The organism is Rhodococcus sp. NPDC055024 (assembly GCF_053608585.1).
In genome coordinates, this window is sequence record NZ_JBSGVT010000006.1 from 83,317 (window position 1) to 105,365 (window position 22,049).

Genomic DNA, 22,049 nt, shown 5'->3' on the forward strand with positions numbered 1-22,049 from the left:
TCTGCGTCCAACGCCTAATCTCATGGGATGCCCGCCCCCGCCCCTCTCCTCGATGTGTACTCGCAGCCGACTCTGTCGACGCTTGCGCCGTCGGTACTCGCTTCCCTCGGAGTGAGCGGCGAAGCGAACCGTCTCGATCTACAGCCCAGCAAGAAGACCGTAATTCTGCTGGTAGACGGGATGGGCGCGAATTTGCTCGCCCGCAACGCCGAACATGCACCATTCCTGAATTCGCTCGCCGGAACGCCCATCCGGGCAGGATTCCCCACGACGACGGCCACCAGCATCGTCTCGCTGGGGACCGGTCTGCCTTCGGGAGCGCACGGCATCACCGGCTACCAGTCCTACGTCGAAGAAGCCGATTCGGTGTTCAACTGGCTGGGCTGGCACAGCGCGGGCAAGAAGGATTCGCAGACCGACTCCATCGTCCCGGAAACCCTGCAGCCGCAGGCCACGACGTTCGATCGCGCCGCCGCAGCCGGCATCACCGTTACAACCGTCGTACCGTCGAAGTTCGACGGCAGCGGCCTCACCCGTGCCGGGATGCGCGGTGCCCAGTTCGCCGGAATCCAGGCATACGGAGACCTCCTCGCTCGCACCGTGGCGGCGTCGAAATCTGCCGACCGCACGTTCACTTACTGCTACATCAGCGAGATCGATGCACTCGGCCACGTCTACGGACCCGAGTCCGAGCCGTGGACATTCCAACTGATGCTTGTCGATCGACTGGTCGAGCAACTCGCCGCGGCTCTCGGTCCGGACGTGAGATTGCTGGTGACGGCAGACCACGGAATGGTCGACGTGTCGGACGAGAACAAGATCGACTTCGACAACACTCCGATTCTGTCCAAAGATGTACTCGCTCTTGCCGGTGAACCTAGATGTCGTCACATCCACACCCGAGAAGGCGCTGCACAAGATGTTGCGGACCGCTGGCGCGCCGAACTGGGTGACCGCATGTGGATCGGGACGAGATCCGAGGGCATAGTCGCAGGATTGTTCGGGCCTGCAGTGCATTCCGAGTATCACGGCCGGATCGGTGACGTCATCGCCATTGCGTCCGGGGACGTGGCCGTCGTACGTCGATCTGTCGAATCGGGACTGTCCGGCCTCCGTGGACAGCACGGCGCCCTCACTCCGGACGAACTGCTGGTACCGCTCTTGTCCTCAGGACAGCAGTAGGGTTCGCGCCCGGCGAATCTCGGGAACACCGACGACCTTGCATGCGCCCAACAGGACGACGGCACCGACGGCCGCACCCGCCGACAATGAAATAGCAGCAGCAAGCCTGGGCTCGGGAACTCGGTTCTGAACCGCCACCACCAAAGCGAGCGCACAACCACCTGCCAGAATTGCCGCCGCCGAAATCCTTCCGACGGTGGCCTGCACGCGGCGGAATCCCAACAGCCCGTACCGCTTTCGAAGAAGGATGTGGCCGAGCACCGCTCCACACACGTAGGAGAACGAGCCGGCGGCACAGACGGCCAGGACCAGCCTTTCGTCACTCGCCGAGAGTGACGCAAGAAGGACGAGCACAGTCTTGGCGACCACCATCACCAGGGCGATCACCGCGGGAGTTCGGGTGTTGTTGTCGGCGTAGAACACTCGCAGCTGAAGCATGACCATCGCAAAGGGCACCAGCCCGAATGCACTGACCGCAACGGCCGTCCCGATCAACCGGGCACTGCTGCCGTCGACCCGGCCGAAGAAGATCAAGGTGGTCAACGAGGGGCCGAACACCATGAGCGCCACAGTGACCGGAATCAGCGCCACCACTGAATACCGGGCTCCCCGGCCGAGATCGGATACGACGCCTACGTCATCACCCGCAGCAACCGACCTGGCGATCCGCGGCATCAGCACCGTCAACAACGACACACCGAGAATGCCGTACGCCACTTGAAACAGCAGATCCGCGTGCGTGTACATCGAGTAGACGTGACGGGAGAGAGTGACCTTCATCGTCACCCACACACCGATCTGGCCGGCAACGACGTACACAAGTACCCAGCCGAGCAACGGCGCCCCGACACGCACCGGGCGCCAGGTGTGCGGTACGACCCGCACGCGAAGGCGCCACCGAAACCCGTTGCGGTGCAGCGCTCGAGCAACGACGGCGGTTTGCGCCACGATCCCGAGCAAAGTGCCGATACCAATCACCAGAACCTGCGCGGTGGTCATCGACTCGGGAGTCAGAGCCACCGGCCCCGGGATGCACAGGAAGACTGCGACCGTCACCAGAAGGACGACGTTGTTGATCACCGGCGCCCAGGCCGGCGCACCGAACACCGATCGAACACTGAGCACAGCCGTCATCATCGCCGTGATGCCGTAGAAGAAGATCTCCGGCAGAAGCAAATACGCGAAGAGCGTCGTAAGTTCGCGTTGAGCCGGATCATCGATCACGGCCGAGACCAGCGGCGGCGCGCACACCACGGCCACTGCCGTCACGAGAGCAAGAGCAAGCGCTCCCACGGTGAGCACGCGCTGCGTCTGCTCACGTTCGAGCGTCCGTCCACGGCGTCGTTGCCGCGTCAGATACGGAAGCAGGACGCTGGCGAGAATCCCGCCGAGGAGGAGCTGATAGACCATGTTCGGGAAGCTGTTGGCCGCGTTGTACGCATCACTGACCAGGGCGATGCCCAGGACCGCGGCAAGGGCAAGGGTGCGGACGAAGCCGGTGATCCGGCTGACCGTGCTGGCGAGCGCCACTTGCCCGCCCATCTTCGCCAAGCTGCCGCCCGTCTCACCCGTGCGTTCGGACTCTCCCACGCTCTCGACCATCTCGCCAGGGTGCCACATCACAGGTTCCGACGAGCCGGCCCCGGAAACGACTGCCCTCCTGGAAACGACTGAGCGCCCCGAACCGAAGTTCGAGGCGCTCAGTACGTACGAGTGAAGATCAGGCGGATTCTGCCCCAGCCAACGGCGGCATGACAACAACCTGACCGGCGAAGGACAGGCCGGCACCGAAGGCGAGAAGCAAGGCCTTGTCGCCCGGCTTGCACTGTCCGTCGCGCAGCATCTGCTCCATGGCGAGCGGGATCGACGCCGCGGACGTGTTGCCTGTCTCGGCGATGTCGTTGGAGACCGGGAATCCCTCGGGCAGCTTCATGCTGCGAGCGATGACCTCGTTGATGCGCTGGTTTGCCTGGTGCGGGACAAAAGCGTCGATGTCCTCGATACCCAGCCCTGACTTCTCCAGGGTGCGAGTGGCGACCTTGCCCATCTCGAAGGCAGCCCAGCGGAACACCGCGGTGCCGGCCATCTTGATCCACGGCCGAGGTCCGGTCGGGTTCTTGGTGTAGTCGAGCCAGCTGGGCTCCTGAACGATGGCGTCGGACTGGCTGCCGTCCGAACCCCACTCGACCGGGCCGATTCCGACGGTGTCGCTCGGGCCGACGACAACTGCGCCTGCGCCGTCACCGAAGATGAAGCGAACGCTGCGATCGGTGGGCTCGGTGGCCTCGCTCATCAACTCGACGCCGACGACGAGAACGTGATCTACGGTGCCACCGCGAACGAGGTCACTGGCCACCGCAAGGGCGGTACAGAAACCGGCGCAACCGGCTGCGACGTCGAACGCAGCCGGACCCTTGATACCCAGCTCATGGGCAACGATGGATGCGGCCTGAGGAGTCTGCAAGTCCCACGTCGACGTCGCGATGATCACGGCGCCGATCTGCTCGGGCGCAATGCCGCTGACGTCCAGTGCCTTACGAGCAGCGCTGATCGACATGGCGAGGATGCCTTCGCCTTCGCCGGAGAACCGGCGCGACTTGATGCCCGATCGCGTCTGGATCCACTCGTCGGTGGAATCGATCAGCTCGCAGATCTCGTCGTTGGTCACGACTCGCTCCGGGCGGTGAACGCCGAGCCCGAGAAGGACGGACTGCCGACCTCCGGCCACACTGGCAATCGGCTTACCCATTGATCGATCTCCTCGTTGGTTTCTGGTGATGACGCGCATTCGACATCACACGTTACGTACAGGACATAAGCCCCTGCCTCTCAGGTCACCGTTCGATCACGACAACAACATGAGGCTGGCTCACATTACGCTTCGGTCAGGTATGTAGTCCAGATCCTCGATCAGGCGCGCAAATGAGCTAGAACTGCCAAAACACGACGATGCCCGCTTTCCGAAGCCGACAGGCCGAGTTTCGCGAAGATATTTCCTATGTGCTTGCTCACAGCGGTGTCGCTGACGACCAACTTCCTGGCGATTTCCTGATTTCCCAGCCCCTCTGCCATCAGTCCGAGGACCTCGGACTCGCGTGGGGTCAGTGATCTGATCGGATCGTCGGCGCGTCGACGGCTCATCAGTTGGGATACGACCTCGGGATCCATCACGGTTCCGCCGTCGACCACCCGGTTCAACGCGTCGACGAACTCGGCTACCTTGCCAACCCGTTCCTTGAGCAAATAGCCGACGCCGCCGGCGCCGCCTGCCAACAGTTCACCGGCGTAGCGATCCTCGACGTAGGCGGAAAGGACCAGGACGGGAAAGCCCGGACGAAGCTTGCGCACCTCGATCGCCGCTCGAAGTCCCTCGTTGGTGAAAGTAGGAGGCATCCGGACGTCGAGCACCGCGGCGTCGGGGGCGGTCTCCTCGAACACCGCAAGGAACTGTGTGGCGTCGGAGACGGCAGACACCTCGAATCCCTCTCCGCGAAGCAGCAGTGCAAGCCCTTCGCGCAGGAGAGCGTCGTCCTCGGCAATCAGAATCCGCACGGTAGTTCCACCCTCATCGTTGTCGGTCCGCCCTCCGGGCTCTCCAGTGTGGCGGTTCCTTCGAAAGCCTCGACCCGGCGCCGGATACCCGCCACGCCGCCGCCCGGACGTTCGTTCGCGCCGCCGTGACCGTCGTCGATCACGTCGATGAGCATCGTCTCACCCGAAGAGTCGGCAGACGTCTCCGTCCTTGCCGTGACGGTGACGCTGCGCGCTCCGCTGTGTTTTGCCACGTTGGTCAGAGCCTCGGCGACGACAAAATACGCGGCAGCCTCGACGGCAGCCGGGGCACGGCGGAGATCGTCGATCTCGAGTACACAGGGCACACTGGAGCGCCCCGCGAGCGCGGAGATCGCGCCCTCGAGGCCGAGCTCGTCGAGGATCGGCGGATAGATGTCGTGCACCAACGTGCGGAGTTCACTCAACGCCTCGGTCGCGGCATCTTGCGCCCGATGCAGTTGCGGCAGAGCCTGGTCCGGGTTGATCTGCAACGACCGCTCCGCCATTCCCAGCATCATCACCACCGCGACCAGACGGTTCTGCGCACCGTCGTGCAGATCCCGCTCGATGCGTTTGAGTTCGGCCGAATGTGCGTCGAGCGCTGCAGCGCGGCTGGCCGTCAGGGCGGTGACGCGCTTCGATAGGTCCGAACGCGTATCCGGCGCAAGCAAAGTCGTGGTCGACCAGCTGATCCACTTCGCCATCGCGGGGATCAACCACCACGCGATCAGGAAGTACAGGATGCCGATCAACGGCATTCCGGCAGCGCCCAGCCACGACGTCACGGGGTACGGGTTGTTGACGGGTTCGCCCGCGGGCATCTGCTGCCAGTACAGCGGGACGGCAATCGCATTGAGCGCACCGAGTGGCAGAGCAATGGTCAGCATCGCCGCGACGAAAGCACCCAGACCATGAATCGACAACCAGGCCGCGTCGCGCCTCGTCGACTGATCGGTGAGGAACCGGCTCCAGTCCCCGAACGTCGGATTGCTCGGCATCGGCGGATATCGCTGCAGAACAGGGCGCCCGGTGTACTCAGCAGTGCGTTTGCGAGCCAGGCCGGCCCACCACCGGAGCACTCGCACGTACGACGGCAACAGCAACCAGCCGACGATCAGAATCGAGAGCGACAAGAGAATGAGACCGACCATCAGCAAGAACAGGGAAACCACAGCTGCCGCACCCTCGACGAGCACGTACACCGCAGCCCTGGTTCTCTTCTTCACTGCCCCAGCATGCCGCACCACACCGCACGATCCACTACAGCTGGCTACACCATTGATTCGGGACTCTGCTGGATGTCGACGAATGCCGAATCTCCATAGCGTTCTTCCCATGAAGAATCGACACTCGGTCCTCGCCCCGCCGGCTTCTGGCGCCACGGGCGCTCGAACATCTGCTGTACGCCTCGAGGGAGTCAGCAAGATCTACGGCAACGGCCGTGGCGCCGTGACCGCCCTCGACAACATCAGCCTCACTCTGCCGCGCAGCACCTTCACCGCCGTGATGGGCCCGTCCGGATCAGGTAAGAGCACTTTCCTGCACTGCGCCGCGGGCCTCGACCGACCGAGCAGCGGATCGGTGTGGTTGGGCGACACCGAGATCTCACAGCTGAAGCCGAAGGCCCGCAGCATCTTCCGACGCGACCACATCGGTTTCGTCTTCCAGGCCTACAACCTGCTCGGCGCTCTCGACGTCGAGCAGAACGTCACGCTCCCCCTACTCCTCGCCGGACGACGAGCCGACAAGCAGTACCTGACCTTCGTCCTCGAATCCGTCGGGCTCGGATCGCACCGCAAGCGCAAACCCTCCGAACTGTCCGGTGGCCAGCAGCAACGCGTCGCCATCGCGCGCGCCCTCGTCACCCACCCCGACGCACTCTTCGCCGACGAACCGACCGGCGCCCTCGACTCCCGCAGCGCCAAGCAGGTTCTGGAATTGCTGCGCCGAACGGCCGCCGAGTTCGACCAGACCATCGTCATGGTCACGCACGACCCGGTGGCCGCGTCGTACGCCGATCGTGTGCTGTTCCTCGCCGACGGGAAACTTGTCGGGCACATCGACCGCCCGACACCGCAGCAGATCGCCGAGCGCATGACACACCTCGGGGACTGGTGATGATGAAAGCGCACACGTTTGCGCACCTGAAAGCGCATCGCTCCGGTTTCGTCGCCGTGTTCGTCTCCGTATTCTGCGCAGCGCTCCTCACCTGCGGTCTGGGTGTGTTGCTGGAATCGGGAGTGCGAGGCGGTGTCTCACCACATCTCTACGCCGGTGCCGACGCCGTCGTGAGTGCACCACAGGCGCTCGAGGTCAAGGAAGACGCCGATCAGCCTTTTGCCGAGCGAGTTCTCCTCGACGGCGATACGGTCCGCAAGCTCGACACGCTCGATGTCACGGTGGTTCCCGATATCTCCGTCCCCGTCAGCACCGCCGAGGGCGTCGTACTCGACGCCCATCCCTGGAACACAGCACAATTGGCGCCGTACTCACTCGCCGAGGGTCGCGCTCCGCAGAGCCGCGACGAGGTGGTCTCGACCACCGGCGCCGCGCTCGGCGAGCGGATCATGCTGGCTCACGGCGGCATAGTGGACGAGTACACCGTTGTCGGCACAGCAGATTCGTCTTCGGTGCCCTCACCCGACCGTCCGGCACTCGTCTTCCTCGACGACGCAGAGGCCGAACGGTTGTGGCCGCACCAGAACTCGGTCACCGCAGTCGGATTGATCGCCCCCGAAGGCGTGAATGCCGCCGCTCTCGCTCGCGAGGCACTCGCCGGGACCGACGCCGAGATCTCGACCGGCACCGCACGCGGAGGCATCGAATTCCTCGACGCCGGTGCTGCGCGGACTCAGTTGATCGTGCTCTGCGCCTCGTTTGCGGGTCTTGCATTGATGGTCAGCATGTTCGTCGTGTCCAGCACGTTGTCGCTCTCGATCAACGCCAGGCGCCGAGAGTTCGCTCTGTTGCGTGCAATCGGAGCCACTACTCGGCAAGTCCACGTCATGATCGGGCGTGAAGTGCTGCTCGTTGCTGCTGCGGCGGCAGCTCTCGGCGCGGTGCCCGGATACCTGCTCGCCCGAGTTCTGGGCGCACAGTTCGCCGATGCAGGGGTCATGCCCACGGATTTCGCGTTGGCGTACAGCCCGCTTCCTGCCATCGCGGCCTTCCTGATCTGCGTACTCACTGCCCGCGCGGCGGCTGCGATCGCTGCCCGTCGGCCGGCAAAGCTCGACCCTGTCGAAGCACTGCGCGAATCCGAAAGCGGCCCGGCGAAACTGGGCCGAGGACGCATCATCACCGGGCTGATCTTCGGCGCCGCCGGCCTCAGCGCGTGCATCCTCCCGGCCTTCCTGCCCGGCAGCGTGGCAGCCGCCGGAGCCGGTTCGAGCGCACTGCTGTTGATCTTCTCGGTCGCGCTGCTCGGCCCGTTGTTGGTGCGCGGCATCATCAAGGTCCTCGGCGGCCCGCTGCGCCGTAGCCGATCGGCGTCGAAAGTTCTCGCTGCCGCCAACGCCGAATCCAACTCGAGGCGACTCTCGTCGGCCGTTGTCCCCTTGGCTCTCGCAATCGCACTGGGCTCGGTGCAGTTCTTCAGCCAGAGCACCGTCGCAGCCGAGGCGACCAACCAGTCGATCAAGGGCGTCACCGCAGACCTGATCGTGGGCGCTCCGGCCGGTATCGCTCCCTCTCTCCTCGACTCGATTGCAGCGGTGCCCGGTGTGAGTGCGGCAAACCCCGTGGTGCGCAGCCAGGTCTTACCGGTACCGAGTGGCGAGGAAGGCGGCTCAGCCGACAGCGCGATCGCGACCCAGGGCATCGACGCTGCCAGTGCCGCCGCGACCCTCGATCTCGCGGTGACCGAAGGCGACCTGAGCGCTCTGACCGGCGATACCGTTGCCGTGAGCGAAGACGGCGCCTTCACACTCGGAGCCAAGGTCGGCCAGCGCGTCGACCTCTATCTGGGTGACGGAACGCTGGTGCATCCGATGGTCGTCGCAAAATACGGTCGCGGCCTCGGATTCGGGGACGTGACCATGCCGATCGAGACTTTGCGTCAGCACTCCACCGACGCCCTGATCGACACCGTTCTGGTTGCTGCCGAACCCGGACGGTCGGCTGAAGTACAGCAGTCATTGCAGTCTTTCCCCTCGATCGCCGCGATGAACCAGGACCAGTTCGGAGCCGCAGGCGAAGATCAGCGGCGTATGCAGTCGTGGGTCAGCATCCTCGCCGTCCTCGTCCTGCTCGGTTATCTGGCCGTCGCCGTCGTGAACACTCTGGTCGCCGCCACTGCCGAGCGTTCCCGCGAGTTCGCGCTCCTGCAGCTGGTGGGTTCGCGGACGAAGCAGATCCGAGCGATGATGCGCATCGAATCGTTGATGGTGGTGGGAATCGCCGTCGTGGTCGGATCGCTGATCGCCCTGCCGCCGCTGATGGGCATCGCCGTGGCGGTGTCCGGGCAGCCGATCCCGGCGATCTCACCGATGATCTACGGTTCCATCGTCGCCGTGACCGCTGTTCTGGGATTTGTCTCCATCGCGATCCCGACTCGCGCCGCCCTGCGCAAGAACCCGATGGACGGTGTCCGCAAGAACTGAGTGCCGCTACCGTCGTCATCTATGGATGCGGCCGCCTGGGACAAGAAGTACGAAGAATCCGAGCTCGTCTGGGGCGCTCCTCCCAACGAACTACTGGTGGAATACGCAACGGCCCTCCCCCACGGCCAGGCACTGGACCTGGCGTGTGGCGAGGGCCGTAACGCGTTGTGGCTCGCAACCCGCGGTTGGCAGGTCACCGGCATCGACTACTCGGCCGTCGCGATCGAGAAAGCCCGCACGATCGCGGCCCGCTCACCCCGATCGGTCCTCGACCGTCTCGACTACCGGTGCGGCGACGTCACCGTCGCGGACTACGCCTCCAGAAACGGGCAGGCATACGACTTGGCACTGCTTCTTTACCTTCATCTACCCGCACCACAACGCACCCTGGTTGTGAACCGTGCCATAAATTCTCTGAAACCTGATGGAATCCTCATGATTTTGGGTCACGACCGAAGCAACATCGACTACGGCGTCGGCGGACCGAAAGATCCCGAAATCCTTTACACCCCAGAAGAATTGATGCAGGAGTTCCAAGGAAAGCTCGAGTTCGAGATCGCCGGAAATCCCCACAGGCACACCGAAACGGGACTCGCGGTCGACGCGCTTGTCATCGGACGCAAATCCGGTGTTGGCAATGCAAAGAACGGCTAGTAACATGTATTAAGTTACCGACGAGTAATAAACTTCGGGCGGTACTAGGAGTGCTGGACCGCACCACCTCACTGGGAGAAGCAGAAGACATGGGCCATTACAAGAGCAACGTTCGGGACCTGGAGTTCAACCTCTTCGAGGTTCTCGGACTGGAGAAGCCACTGAGCGAAGGCGCTTGGGGCGACCTGGATGCCGACACTGTCCGCAACATGCTGGCAGAGGTCGCACGCCTGGCCGAGGGACCGCTGGGCGAATCTTTCGCCGACGCGGACCGCAACCCCCCTGTCTTCGATCCCGAGACGCACACCGTTGCACTGCCGGAATCCTTCAAGAAGTCTTTCAAGGCTCTCTGGGACGCCGAGTGGTACCGCATGGGACTGAGCGAAGAGGTCGGCGGCGTGCCGGTTCCCCGTTCCGTCGTGTGGGCCATCGGTGAGCTGATCCTGGGCGCACAGCCCGCAGCGCACATGTACCAGGCCGGACCCGCCTTCGCGGACGTGCTGTTCAACAACGGCACCGAAGAGCAGAAGAAGTGGGCCGCCACCATCGTCGAACGCGGATGGGGCGCCACGATGGTCCTCACCGAGCCCGACGCCGGCTCCGACGTCGGTGCCGGACGCACCAAGGCAATCAAGCAGGACGACGGCTCCTGGCACATCGAGGGCGTCAAGCGCTTCATCACCTCGGCCGACTCGGACGACCTGTTCGAGAACATCTTCCACCTCGTTCTCGCTCGCCCGGAAGGCGCCGGACCCGGCACCAAGGGCCTGAGCCTGTTCTTCGTCCCGAAGACGCACTTCAACTTCGAGACCGAAGAGTTCGGCGAGCGCAACGGCGCCTTCGTCACCAACGTCGAGCACAAGATGGGCCTGAAGGTCTCCGCCACGTGTGAGGTCACCTTCGGCGGCCACGGCATCCCCGCACAGGGCTGGCTGGTCGGCGAGGTCCACAACGGCATCGCCCAGATGTTCGACGTCATCGAGCACGCTCGAATGATGGTCGGCACCAAGGCAATCGCCACCCTCTCCACCGGTTACCTCAACGCTCTCGACTACGCCAAGCAGCGTGTGCAGGGCGCAGACCTGACTCAGATGACCAACAAGGCCGCGCCGCGCGTGACCATCACGCACCACCCCGACGTGCGTCGTAGCCTGGCAATGCAGAAGGCATACGCCGAAGGCCTGCGCGCGGTGTACCTCTACACCGCAGCACACCAGGACGAGGTTGTCGCCAAGCTCGTCTCGGGCGCAGACAAGGACACCGCGTTCCGCGTCAACGACCTGCTGCTCCCGATCGTCAAGGGCGTCGGCTCCGAGCGTGCGTACCAGTACCTGACGGACAGCCTGCAGACCCTCGGCGGCTCCGGCTTCCTGCAGGACTACCCGATCGAGCAGTACATCCGCGACTCCAAGATCGACTCGCTGTACGAAGGCACCACGGCCATCCAGGCTCAGGACTTCTTCTTCCGCAAGATCGCCCGTGACCGCGGCGTCGCGCTCGCTCATGTTGCCGGACAGATCAAGACCTTCATCGACAGCGAAGCCGGCAACGGCCGTCTGAAGGCGGAGCGCGCACTGCTCGCCACCGCACTCGAAGACGTCCAGGCCATGGCTGCCACGCTCACCGGCTTCCTCATGGGAGCTCAGGAGCAGCCCACCGAGCTGTACAAGGTCGGCCTCGGCTCAGTCCGCTTCCTGATGTCCGTGGGCGACCTGCTCATCGGCTGGCAGCTGCTCCGTCAGTCCGAGATCGCTCTCGCAGCACTCGACAACGGCGCTTCCGACAAGGACAAGAGCTTCTACGAGGGCAAGGTCGCCATCGCGTCCTTCTTCGCCAAGAACGTCTTGCCGGAGCTCACCGCTTCGCGCGAGATCGTCGCGAACACCGAGAACGACATCATGGAGATCGACGAAGCAGCATTCTGATTCGCTCCTGATTCATGAAAAGTGCCGGTCCCGAGAATGTTTCGGGGCCGGCATCTTTGTTGTCAGCGGTCATCTGCGCTCGATGGTGGGGCAACTGATCTGAGCGGACAGGACCGACGTCGTCGGCTGTTCGCCGGCTCTCGCCGCCGTTCCGGTCATTGCGATTGCCAGACGCGTTCGGTCCGAGGAACCGGTCATCTCGAAGGGCGAGTCGTCACTGATACCGAAGGACACGAACTCTCCGCTTTGATCGGAGAACTTCACTATCGCCCCGGATCGCCCTTGCTCCGGACTCTCGTTCACCATGACGTACAAGTGAAAATCGCGTCCCGGATATTCGCCGCCTCCGTCGTATTCGTAGAACGAACTCGTATGCACCTCGTACGTCCATTGACGGTAGCCAGTTGGAGTGGCATCTCCGGAACCTGTTTCGAGACACGTGACAGATCCGGGCACCGAGACTTTGGCAGCGCCCGTCCAAGCACCCGACAGCTTGATCGCTCCGTATGGTGCATCCTCGGCAGGCAAGGTCGGAACAGTCGGAGGACCAGCAGCCGGATTGCGTCCGGTGAACGCGAAACGCTCTTCGCTGGACACGAACGGGAGCGACTCGCGCTCACCGGCACAGGAGACAACCGACAGGGCGGCCATGACAAGCAACACGCACATACCGCGTCTACGAACCGGCACCTCGACTCCCCCTGTCCGTTTCCAACAGAATACATACCGTTCGGTCTCCAAGTTGTCAGACGTGTCCGACACATCCCGTTCGTGAGACCGCTCGCCCCCTACCGATGTGATTGGGTGAGCACGAACGTCCACTGAACCAGCACTCGGTTCCTTCGAAGGCCGAGTAGATCAACAGACAGGTGATCATCGTGGTCGCACCAGAGCACGCACAACCCGATTACGCCCCCGACCTGGCATTGACTGCCACGGAGTTGGCGCTCGACGGCCCATGGGGGCCGGTGTTCGGACCCGTCAACCTCGAAATTCGTGCGGGCGGTGTGACCATCCTCGAAGGCTCGGCCGGTTCAGGACGTACGTCCTTACTTCTGACACTCAGCGGGCGAATGAAAGCCAGTTCCGGATCGCTCTCCGTCTTCGGCCGAACCCGTCCCCGTGAGATCTTCGAGATCGCCGGGGTCGCCGGGTTCGAGGACATCGACGAGCTTGCCGAGTCCGTCACCGTTCGCGATCTGATCACGGAGCAGATCCGGTGGGACGCACCCTGGTACAAGCTCATCGGACGTGCCGGGGACCGAGAACTCGAAGCCGTGTGTGCCCCTGTCTTCGGTGACCATCCGTTGCCTGCACTCGGCCGATATGTCAGCGACCTCGGCGAACTCGAGGCGACCCTGCTACGCATCGCGGTCGCGAACACGAAGAAGCCGGCCGTGCTTGTCGTCGACGATCTCGAACAGGTGCGGCGTGACTCCGAGCGCGCATATCTCGTCGAGCGACTGGTCGAGATGGGGAGCTACCAGACCATCATCGCGTCGACCGTCAACCCGCTGCCCGACGGATCACCCATCGATGCCGTCACCTTGCTCCAAGAAGTCACCAATCCCGACCAAGAAGGGGCGAGGTAATCGCGATGCTCGCTGGAATGTCTCTCGGAACCGAACTCAAGCGGTTCTCCCGCGGCGCGATGCCCAGGATTGCACTCGTCACCATCATCTTGATGCCGCTCCTGTACGGCGCGATGTACTTGTGGGCCTTCTGGAATCCGTTCGGTGAGGTGAACAAGGTCCCCGTAGCTCTGGTCAACACCGACCGCGGCGCGATGGTCCAGGGGCAGGAACTCAACGCGGGCGACGAGGTCAGCCAAGCGCTGCTCGATTCCGGTGAACTCGATCTCCATCTGGTCTCACAGCAGGAAGCCGAACAGGGAGTTTCGGACGGCACCTACTACTTCTCTCTCACTCTGCCCGAGAATTTCAGCGAGGCCGTTGCCTCCCCGACGTCCAAGGACCCCCACAAAGCGCAGTTGCAGTTCACCTTCAACGACGTCAACAACTATCTCGGCACCATCATCGGTCAAAATGCCGCCCAGCAGGTCCTCAGCCAAGTCAGCGACAAGATCGGCGCGCAGTCGGTTGAGACGGTTCTGGTCGGATTGACCGACGCCGGTGCAGGTTTGAAGCAGGCCGCCGACGGAGCGCTCCAGCTCTCGGCCGGAGTGAACACAGCCAACGCCGGAGCCGGCGAATTGGCGTCGGGCTCGAAAACGCTGGCCGACAACATGGTTACCGCACGCGACGGTGCAGCCACTCTTGCCGGCGGTACAGCGCAACTCTCGACCGGTATCAACACCGCCACGGACGGTGTCCTCGCACTGACCGACGGTTTGGGGCAGCTCGATCTCGGAGCCGTCCAACTGGGCGACGGCGCAAGCCAACTCAGTGGTGGCGTCACCCAGGTCGTTGACCAACTGAGCGTCCTCGGGAACACACAGGCAGACGTCGCACAGCTGGTCGGGCAGGCCGTGGCCAGCCTTCGGCTGAACCCGGATCCCGTCAGCCAACAGATCGCCAATGCCCTCGCGCCTGCCCAGGACATGCTGCGCACTCAGGGTTTCGGTGAAGCGACCATGGGCCAACTGGGCGAACTCAAGAGCGGTGCACAACAACTCGCTTACCAACTCGACGATCCGTCGAGCACCTTCCGAGCCGGGCTCAATGCCGCGGCCAACGGCGGCGGTGAACTCCGCAACGGTCTGGTGCAGCTTCGTGACGGCGGTCAACAAGTCAACGACGGCGCTCAAACCCTCAGTAGCGGACTGGTTCAACTCACTGACGGCAGCGTCCAACTTTCCGACGGTGCGGCCAAACTCGCAGACGGCACCGAGCAACTCCGTGCCGGATCCTCCGCACTTGCAACCAAACTCACCGAGGGCGCGGGCCAGATTCCCAGTTGGACCGATCAACAGCGAACCGCAACCGCTCAAACCCTCTCCAGCCCGGTCGAACTGCAGGAAACTTACGAGAACCGGGCAAGCACCTTCGGCACCGGATTTGCTCCGTTCTTCCTGCCCCTCGCGCTGTTCGTGGGCGGCATCATCACCTGGATGCTGCTCAAGCCGCTCCAGAACCGGCCCATCGCAAACGGTCTCGGCGCGCTGCGAGTGGTCCTCGCCTCGTACTGGCCGGCACTGCTCATCGGCATCTGCCAGGTGATCGTGATGTATCTGGTCGTGCACTTCGCCGTCGGTCTGCACCCCACGCATGCCCTCGGCACCGTCGGATTCCTGATGCTCATCACCGCCACCTACATGGCGTTGATCCAGGCATTCAACGCCATCTTCGGAGTGTCCGTCGGACGCGTCATCACCCTGGCGTTCCTGATGCTGCAACTGGTTTCGGCCGGCGGCATCTATCCCGTCGAAACCACCGCGAAACCGTTCCAGATCATCCACCCGTTCGACCCCATGACCTACGCGGTGAACGGGCTACGACAACTCACCGTCGGCGGTATCGACTCGAGGCTGTGGGTCTCGATCGCCGTCCTCGGTGGCCTTCTCGTCGCCTCACTCGGCGCCAGTTCACTTGCCGCACGTCGTAATCGGCAATGGACCATGGACAGGTTGCATCCGCCGATCGAGGTCTAAGTCTAGGTCTCGGTCCAAGGCTCCACGGTCAGCGCAGGCCATTCCCTGCGCCACCGTGCCGCCTTGGCCTCGTACACCTCTCGCGGCGCCAGCACCGGGTTGGGGCGGACGATCATGTCGAAGAGATCGTCGTATCCATGCGGGGCATACACGTCCACGGTGCCGCTTGCTCCCTTGGTGATCCCGAAACAGCAAGTTGTGGAGGCGAAGTGGTCGATGGCGTCGCGGCAACTGGTGAACGGAACGCCGGGAATGCCGAAATGCTGCTCGTACCACAGGTGCACGCGGGCTTCGTTGCGTACTTCGACGTCGGCATCCACATCGGCGAACAATTCTGCGGCCGAACGAATCACGCGATCTTCCGCCTCGTAGCTCAGATCGTCGGCGTCGAAATAGAAGAGGTCGTAGTCCTTGATTCCAGCTCCGGGGTCACGGCCGTCGATGTGATTCCAGACGGTTTGGAAAAGCCCACCTGCGGTCAGGTACCACTCAGCCAACTCCAACTTCGGCGCCCGATCCACGATCGTTGCGACCACCGGATTTGACAGGGCGATCTCGAGAAATCGTTCACGCATGCCGTCAGCTTTCCATATGACAAGCAAACTTGACATCATGTGACAAGTATTCTTTACTTTTCCCATGACTGGCAAGGCTGGCGACAACAACGTGCGAGAGCACCGACGCCTCGCCGGCCTCACCCAGGCGCAACTGGCCACAGCAGGCCAAGTGAGCAGACAGAGCATCGTCTCCGTCGAACGCGGCGACTACGCACCGAGCGTCTACCTGGCACTTCGCCTGGCACTAGCGCTGGGGGCCACCGTCGAAGCACTCTTTCCCCTACCCGAATCGGCACTCACCGCAGAAATTCCAGAGGAGACGGCATGAGCACCATGATGAAGGCAATGCGGTTCGTCGGAGATCTGGACGACGACTTCTACAAGGACGAGCGTCAGCGCGACGTCTGGAACGAAGCCTCGGCGGTGGGGTTCCAATTCGCCTACTGGATCACGTTGATCGCAGCGACAATTCTGCCGTGGGTTGCGGGACGAACCGGCGCATGGATTTCAGTGGGACTGCTTATCGGATGGTTTATCTGCTCGATGGTGGTGCTGCGGTACGCCCAGGCCCACGACGTCGACGTCTACGTCTACGCAAGCATGAAGGGTCTGCCGCCCCGAGCTCTCATGGCCGGGTCCGCCTATCTGATCGCATTGATCGGCGTCGTCGCCCAACTCGTAACTCGTCCGGGCGACGGAATCGCGACCTGGGCCGGCGCTGGGGTCGGGGCACTCGTCGGCCTCACAGCCGCCGTCCTGGGCGTAAAGCGCCACCAACAGCGGGCCAAGCGACGCGAAGCGGCCGAAGAGCTTCTCTGAATTCCGGAAGTCTGCCCGGCACAACGGAATCCATAGAGTTGGTAAAATCGTGCCAGGTCAACCGATCGCGAGTAACGTCGAAACGGTGAGCACTCGCCTCGGATACCAGATGCCCAACTTCAGCTACGGCGGTCCGGTCAAGGACCTCTTCCCCACCGTCATAGCGCAGGCCCGCGAAGCCGAAGCCGCAGGCTTCGACACTGCATTCGTGATGGATCACTTCTACCAACTCCCCGGAATCGGAGCGCCGGACGCCCCGATGCTCGAGGCCTACTCGGCGCTCTCCGCGCTGGCGACGGCCACCGAGACCATCCAGTTGTCTGCACTGGTCACGGGAAACACCTACCGCAATCCGCCCATGCTCGCCAAGACCGTCACCACCCTCGACGTGGTGAGCGGCGGTCGGGCCATCCTGGGCATTGGCGCCGGTTGGTTCGAACTCGAACACAATTCGTTCGGATACGAGTTCGGAACGTTCACCGAGCGCTTCCAGAAGCTCGACGAAGCACTGCAGATCATCGCGCCGATGCTCCGCGGTGATCGCCCCACCTTCGACGGCAAGTGGTACCACGTCAAGGACGCCATCAACGAGCCTCGCGTCCGCGACGACCTGCCGATCCTGCTCGGCGGTGGCGGTGAGAAAAAGACGTTCGGGCTCGCCGCTCGCTTCGCAGATCACCTCAACATCATCTGTGACCCGTCGGAACTGCCGCGCAAGATGGAAGCACTTGCGGCACGCTGCGACGAAGCCGGTCGCGATCCCGCTACCCTCGAGACCAGCTTCCTGACGTTCATGATGATCGACGAGGACGGCGACAAGGCTCGCGCGCATCAGCGAACGTTCCTCGCAGAGCGTGGTCTCGACATCACCACGGCGCCGGAAGACGTGGTCGCCAAGGCCACCGAGCGTCATTTCGTGGGCAGCCCGGACGACGTCGCCGAGCAGGTTCAGACGCGCATCCTCGACCACGGCATCGACGGCGTCGTGATCAACCTGATCACCAACGGCGAAGAGCCAGGCATCGTCGACCTCGCGGGCCGCACTCTCGGCCCACTCGTCGGCAAGTAGTTCCCTACTCGCACTTCACGATCGGCACCGGGTCGTACTTGACGGTCCGGGTGTTCGAGGAAATCTCGGCGCCACTCGCGTGGTCGGTGATCACGCGAGTGTCGCTGACCGTGAATCCGGGCGCACCGCTCGAGGCCACACAGCCAGGCCCCTCCGGCAAGGTCACGGTGTTCGGCGACGTCGGCGACGTGCGCGGGCCGGTCGTCGACGTGACATCGACAGTTTTGGTTCCCCAGATCCGAACGGTGATGTTCGACGACGTCGCAATCGTCTCGATCATCACGCCGGTCTTCGCCGGATTTCGGAACTGCAGGTCGATCGCACCATCGAAGATTGTCGCCTCACGAGCCTCGGGGTACCGCGAGATGTAGTAACTGTGCTCGGTGTGCGCGACGTCGTCCATGCCGGCGAAGTACGTCGCGTTGTAGAGCGTCGTCGCAAGCTGACTGATACCGCCGCCGACAGCCTTGTCCGGGCGACCGTTGTTGATGATCCCCGACTCGACGTATCCCTGAGCGGCACCACGCGGACCGGTGTATTCGTTGAGCGAGAACGTATCTCCGGGCTTGATGACCGCGCCGTCGATCTCCGAAGCCGCCAGGCCGATGTTGACGCCAGACGCGTATTCGAAACCACCGGTGGTGAATTCGCCGATCACCTCGTTGATGCCGAGTGCGTTCGCGGCTTCGGTGGTCAGCGCCGGCGGAACCGGTCCGTACACGGCAGGGGTTGCCCGAGAAGCCGTGCTGCCCAGCAGAACCGGGAGTTCCTTGACCGTGTCCGGCCAGTTGATCAGATCTCCGACAACACCAGGCACAACCGTCGGCTTGCCACCGGCGAAGGTGAACGACGCGTCCTTGGGTTGCACTTCCGTCGATACCAACTGCGGAGTCAGAATCTTGATCGCGGCATCCGTGTTGTACTGCGGGGTCAGCCCACCGGAAGCATCCGGTGTGAAGGTCAAGACCTCGCCGATCTGGTCGACGCCGAGCGTCGCGACCTTGCCGTCACGGCCGTTGACCACGACGTCACCCGAGACGGCCGGAATAGCGATCTCCTGCAGTGCGCGATCGACACCGGCCTGAGTGACGGTGACCGGCACTTCGTCCACCGGAAGATCGACGACGCCACCGTCAGACCACTCCGCGGCGAATGTGGCGCCCGCCTGCTGCGCTTCGAGCGCCTGGCCAGCGGCGGGCGAAACACCCGTCGCCTTACCGTCCTCGAACACGACTGCACCTTCGACGGGCGCACGATCGCTGTTCGCCGCAAGCTGCGACATCGAGGCGTCCAACGCCCCCTGGTCGACGGTCGACACGACCGGAACCTCGCGGGAGCCGAAGAACGACGTGATCCGGGTGATCGGGTTGATGGGCTGAGCGTTCACACCGGACAACGTGGCCGACCAGTCGACGTCTACACCCGCAGATGCGGGAACGATCTCGGAGTCGACACCGCCGGCATGTACGGCTACGGGTTCGACAAGCCTTGGGCCGAGTTCGGCGCGCAGCGTGGTTTCCGCGTCGGCGGGCGTGAGATCACCGATGTCGACCCCGGCGACCTGCGTGCCTCGGGGTGTTTTCCCCGACGACGTGAAGATATCCACTCCGTAGGCGATCACTGCGACGGCAAAGATGGCGCCGACTGCTATCGCCGGTTTGACCCACTTACGGGAAGACGCCGGAGCGGGCGCCACTGGTTGCTGCGGTGGCGGGGGTGCAATTACCTCTGGTTCGCGAACAACAGGCTCGTACTGCTGCTGGATGGGTTCGAATTGCTGCGTGTCGTACTGCTGCACGAACTCGGGGCGTGGCGGCTTCGGGGGAACCACCACTGCTGGAGGCTCGAACTGCTGCGTCTGCTCGTCGATGGCTTCAGTCGCCGGAGCCGAGTCGATTACTTCCGTCGGCGGTGCGTCGTCGGCCGGGACGACAGGGATGACGGTGGTGACCTCGTTTGCCGATTCGTCCTCGGTCAGTTGGTAGTCGGCCAGCTCGTCCACGGTTGGCTCGTCCACGGTTGGCTCGTCCACGGTTGGTTCAGCGGAAGCAACTACTTCCTCGTTCAGCGCTGGTTCGTCGACGGTCGCTTCTGTGGAATCGATTGCGTCCTCGTCGACAGGCTTTGGCGCTTCAACTTGTGCAGGCTCCGCTGGTTCAGGCTCTACTGCTTCAGGCTCTCCTGTTTCAGCCTCGAAGACTGGCTCGGTGTCCTCAGCGGTCTGGGGTTCCTCGACCGACTCGGTCTCTTCGACCGCCTGAAGTTCCTCGACCGACTCGAGTTCCTGCTCTGGGAGGGACGAGTCCTCGCTGTTCGTCTTCTCGACGGACGGACCCTCTTCGTCACTCACCTGTTGGCTCCTCGCTGCATCAACCGTCGCTGCGGCGCTCACCGACAACTCAACACAGGATATCCGGACATACGAGAGCCCCGCGCTGCTGCCAGGTCGGGGGTCAGGCAGCAACACGGGGCTGTCATGAATATCGGTAGCTATTCTGCAGCGTTACACGCCTTCGCGAAAAAGTTTGCAAAGAGTTCGGGGATCCGGCCACCCCTCGTGGCCGGATCCCCGATTACGCATCCCCTCGCGCCGATCACTGCAGGTGAGCGCAGTTTTCACACGCGTGGGGAGATTGTGGAGCGGTTACCGCTCGATAATCGCCGTGACGCCCTGGCCGCCGGCGGCACAGATCGAGATCAGGCCGCGGCCCGAACCCTTTTCGGCGAGCATCTTGGCGAGGGAAGCGACGATACGTCCGCCAGTTGCCGCGAACGGGTGACCTGCAGCCAAGGACGATCCGTTGACATTGAGCTTGCTTCGGTCGATCGACCCCAGTGCACCGTCGAGGCCGAGGCGTTCCTTGCAGTACTCGTCGGATTCGAAAGCCTGCAGGGTTGCGAGAACCACCGAAGCGAAGGCTTCGTGGATCTCGTAGTAATCGAAGTCCTGCAAGGTGAGGCCGTTGCGGGCCAGCAAACGCGGGATCGCGTAGGTGGGAGCCATGAGCAGCCCGTCCTTGCCGTGGACGTAGTCGACGGCAGCGGTTTCGGAATCGACGAGGTGCGCCAGAACCGGAAGATTGCGTTCGGCTGCCCACTCGTCGGTGGAGAGGAGCACTGCCGAAGCACCGTCGGTAAGCGGCGTCGAGTTGCCGGCCGTCATCGTCGCGTCGCCGAGCTTGGTACCGAACACCGGCTTGAGCGTCGACAGCTTCTCGACGGTCGAACCGGGACGGAGGTTGTCGTCGCGGGTCAGACCGAGGAACGGGGTGACGAGGTCGTCGAAGAAACCGCGGTCGTAGGCAGCTGCCATGTTCTTGTGGCTGGCCGCGGCAAGTTCGTCCTGGTCCTCGCGCTTCACGCCGAATTCCTTGGCTGTGATCGCTGCGTGGTCGCCCATCGACTTGCCGGTGCGAGGCTCGCCGTTGCGCGGAATTTCGAGGCCGAGCATGCCCGCACGGACATTGCCGAGCAGCTTGATGCGGTCGCCCGTGGACTTCGCGCGGTTGAGGGAGAGCAGGAACTCGCGTGCCTGATCGTTGACGCCGATCGGGGCATCGGACGTGGTGTCCGTGCCGCCACCGATGCCGGAATCGATGCGGCCGGCCGAAATGGCGTCGCCGACGGCGATGATCGACTGCAGTCCGGTGCCACACGCCTGCTGAAGGTCGTACGCCGACGTGTACGGGCTCAGCGCGCTGCCGAGAACGGACTCGCGAATGAGATTGAAATCACGGCTGTGCTTGAGCACCGCGCCGCCGACGACCATGCCGAGCGTCTCACCCTGCAGATTGAATCGGCTCACGAGACCGTCGAGCGTCGCAGTGAACATGTCCTGGTTGGACGCCTGTGCGTACGCCTTGTCCGAGCGCGCGAACGGAATGCGATTTCCGCCGACGATCGCAACCGGGCGGCGCTGACCTGCGGACTTCGCAGCGGCTGCGGCCGGTGCAGTGCGCGGTGCGGCGGGCTTTGCATTTGAACGGGCTTTGCTTGTCACTTGCGTCTCCAAGGATGGTGCGATTACCTGTTGAAGACTATTCTTACTCAGTAGTAAGTTACTTGTCTATCGCCGCTTTC

At 63.4% G+C, this 22,049-nt stretch carries 18 protein-coding genes; 10 read left to right on the plus strand and 8 right to left on the minus strand.

Annotated elements, in window-relative coordinates:
• Positions 1-27: 27 nt before the first annotated feature.
• On the plus strand, positions 28-1,182 hold the full coding sequence (locus tag ACWF6P_RS14920) for an alkaline phosphatase family protein (RefSeq protein ID WP_452621498.1): 1,155 nt from the start codon (positions 28-30) through the stop codon (positions 1,180-1,182).
• On the opposite strand, the gene murJ is transcribed toward ACWF6P_RS14920, so the two are convergent.
• The 4 genes from murJ to ACWF6P_RS14940 all read right to left on the minus strand — a co-directional run bounded on the left by murJ (position 1,168) and on the right by ACWF6P_RS14940 (position 5,960).
• Positions 1,168-2,784 (minus strand): murein biosynthesis integral membrane protein MurJ, encoded by a 1,617-nt coding sequence (gene murJ / locus ACWF6P_RS14925; RefSeq protein ID WP_452621499.1) that lies wholly within the window; start codon positions 2,782-2,784, stop codon positions 1,168-1,170. The genes ACWF6P_RS14920 and murJ overlap by 15 nt on opposite strands.
• A gap of 118 nt (positions 2,785-2,902) precedes the next feature.
• Positions 2,903-3,931, minus strand: coding sequence for a beta-ketoacyl-ACP synthase III (locus ACWF6P_RS14930; RefSeq protein WP_003945837.1), 1,029 nt, complete (start codon positions 3,929-3,931; stop codon positions 2,903-2,905).
• A gap of 161 nt (positions 3,932-4,092) precedes the next feature.
• Positions 4,093-4,734 carry a response regulator transcription factor gene (locus ACWF6P_RS14935; protein WP_283307679.1) on the minus strand — a complete coding sequence of 214 codons (642 nt, stop codon included), beginning with the start codon at positions 4,732-4,734 and terminating at the stop codon, positions 4,093-4,095.
• Positions 4,722-5,960, minus strand: coding sequence for a sensor histidine kinase (locus ACWF6P_RS14940; RefSeq protein WP_452621500.1), 1,239 nt, complete (start codon positions 5,958-5,960; stop codon positions 4,722-4,724). Before ACWF6P_RS14940 ends, ACWF6P_RS14935 begins: the two co-directional genes overlap by 13 nt.
• A 109-nt stretch (positions 5,961-6,069) precedes the next feature.
• On the opposite strand from ACWF6P_RS14940, the gene ACWF6P_RS14945 reads away from it, so the two are divergent.
• The 4 genes from ACWF6P_RS14945 to ACWF6P_RS14960 all read left to right on the plus strand — a co-directional run bounded on the left by ACWF6P_RS14945 (position 6,070) and on the right by ACWF6P_RS14960 (position 11,914).
• Entirely contained in the window at positions 6,070-6,852 is a 783-nt protein-coding gene (locus ACWF6P_RS14945; RefSeq protein ID WP_378535501.1) for an ABC transporter ATP-binding protein, read from the plus strand.
• On the plus strand, positions 6,852-9,335 hold the full coding sequence (locus tag ACWF6P_RS14950; RefSeq protein ID WP_452621501.1) for an FtsX-like permease family protein: 2,484 nt from the start codon (positions 6,852-6,854) through the stop codon (positions 9,333-9,335). Before ACWF6P_RS14945 ends, ACWF6P_RS14950 begins: the two co-directional genes overlap by 1 nt.
• 21 nt (positions 9,336-9,356) lie before the next feature.
• Positions 9,357-9,989: a class I SAM-dependent methyltransferase gene (locus tag ACWF6P_RS14955; protein WP_452621502.1), complete on the plus strand. Its 633-nt coding sequence runs from the start codon at positions 9,357-9,359 to the stop codon at positions 9,987-9,989.
• 89 nt (positions 9,990-10,078) lie between these two features.
• Complete coding sequence (locus tag ACWF6P_RS14960) at positions 10,079-11,914, plus strand: acyl-CoA dehydrogenase (RefSeq protein ID WP_347871955.1); 1,836 nt, start codon at positions 10,079-10,081, stop codon at positions 11,912-11,914.
• 69 nt (positions 11,915-11,983) lie between these two features.
• Here the strand turns inward: ACWF6P_RS14960 and ACWF6P_RS14965 are convergent, their stop codons facing one another.
• A complete protein-coding gene (locus ACWF6P_RS14965; RefSeq protein ID WP_378634863.1) occupies positions 11,984-12,604 on the minus strand; it encodes a hypothetical protein in 621 nt (206 codons plus the stop codon).
• Positions 12,605-12,783: 179 nt separating this feature from the next.
• Between ACWF6P_RS14965 and ACWF6P_RS14970 the strand changes: the two genes are divergently transcribed.
• Positions 12,784-13,506, plus strand: a complete 723-nt coding sequence (locus ACWF6P_RS14970) for an ATP-binding cassette domain-containing protein (RefSeq protein ID WP_378634858.1) — start codon at positions 12,784-12,786, stop codon at positions 13,504-13,506.
• A gap of 5 nt (positions 13,507-13,511) precedes the next feature.
• Positions 13,512-15,524 carry a YhgE/Pip family protein gene (locus tag ACWF6P_RS14975; protein ID WP_452621503.1) on the plus strand — a complete coding sequence of 671 codons (2,013 nt, stop codon included), beginning with the start codon at positions 13,512-13,514 and terminating at the stop codon, positions 15,522-15,524.
• Positions 15,525-15,526: 2 nt separating this feature from the next.
• Here the strand turns inward: ACWF6P_RS14975 and ACWF6P_RS14980 are convergent, their stop codons facing one another.
• Positions 15,527-16,099: a nucleotidyltransferase family protein gene (locus ACWF6P_RS14980; protein WP_452621504.1), complete on the minus strand. Its 573-nt coding sequence runs from the start codon at positions 16,097-16,099 to the stop codon at positions 15,527-15,529.
• Positions 16,100-16,163: 64 nt separating this feature from the next.
• Here ACWF6P_RS14980 and ACWF6P_RS14985 point away from each other — a divergent pair, with 64 nt between their 5' ends.
• The 3 genes from ACWF6P_RS14985 (at position 16,164) to ACWF6P_RS14995 (ending at position 17,969) form a co-directional block, all read left to right on the plus strand.
• Entirely contained in the window at positions 16,164-16,409 is a 246-nt protein-coding gene (locus ACWF6P_RS14985) for a helix-turn-helix transcriptional regulator (protein WP_452621505.1), read from the plus strand.
• Positions 16,406-16,900, plus strand: coding sequence for a hypothetical protein (locus ACWF6P_RS14990; RefSeq protein ID WP_452621506.1), 495 nt, complete (start codon positions 16,406-16,408; stop codon positions 16,898-16,900). Before ACWF6P_RS14985 ends, ACWF6P_RS14990 begins: the two co-directional genes overlap by 4 nt.
• Positions 16,901-16,985: 85 nt before the next feature.
• Positions 16,986-17,969, plus strand: coding sequence for an LLM class F420-dependent oxidoreductase (locus tag ACWF6P_RS14995; protein WP_007734562.1), 984 nt, complete (start codon positions 16,986-16,988; stop codon positions 17,967-17,969).
• A gap of 4 nt (positions 17,970-17,973) precedes the next feature.
• On the opposite strand, the gene ACWF6P_RS15000 is transcribed toward ACWF6P_RS14995, so the two are convergent.
• The gene (locus tag ACWF6P_RS15000) at positions 17,974-20,319 is read right to left on the minus strand and encodes a VanW family protein (RefSeq protein ID WP_452621507.1); all 2,346 of its coding nucleotides are present in this window, start codon (positions 20,317-20,319) and stop codon (positions 17,974-17,976) included.
• 294 nt (positions 20,320-20,613) lie between these two features.
• On the minus strand, positions 20,614-21,969 hold the full coding sequence (locus ACWF6P_RS15005; protein WP_378646545.1) for an acetyl-CoA C-acetyltransferase: 1,356 nt from the start codon (positions 21,967-21,969) through the stop codon (positions 20,614-20,616).
• Positions 21,970-22,049: the final 80 nt, after the last annotated feature.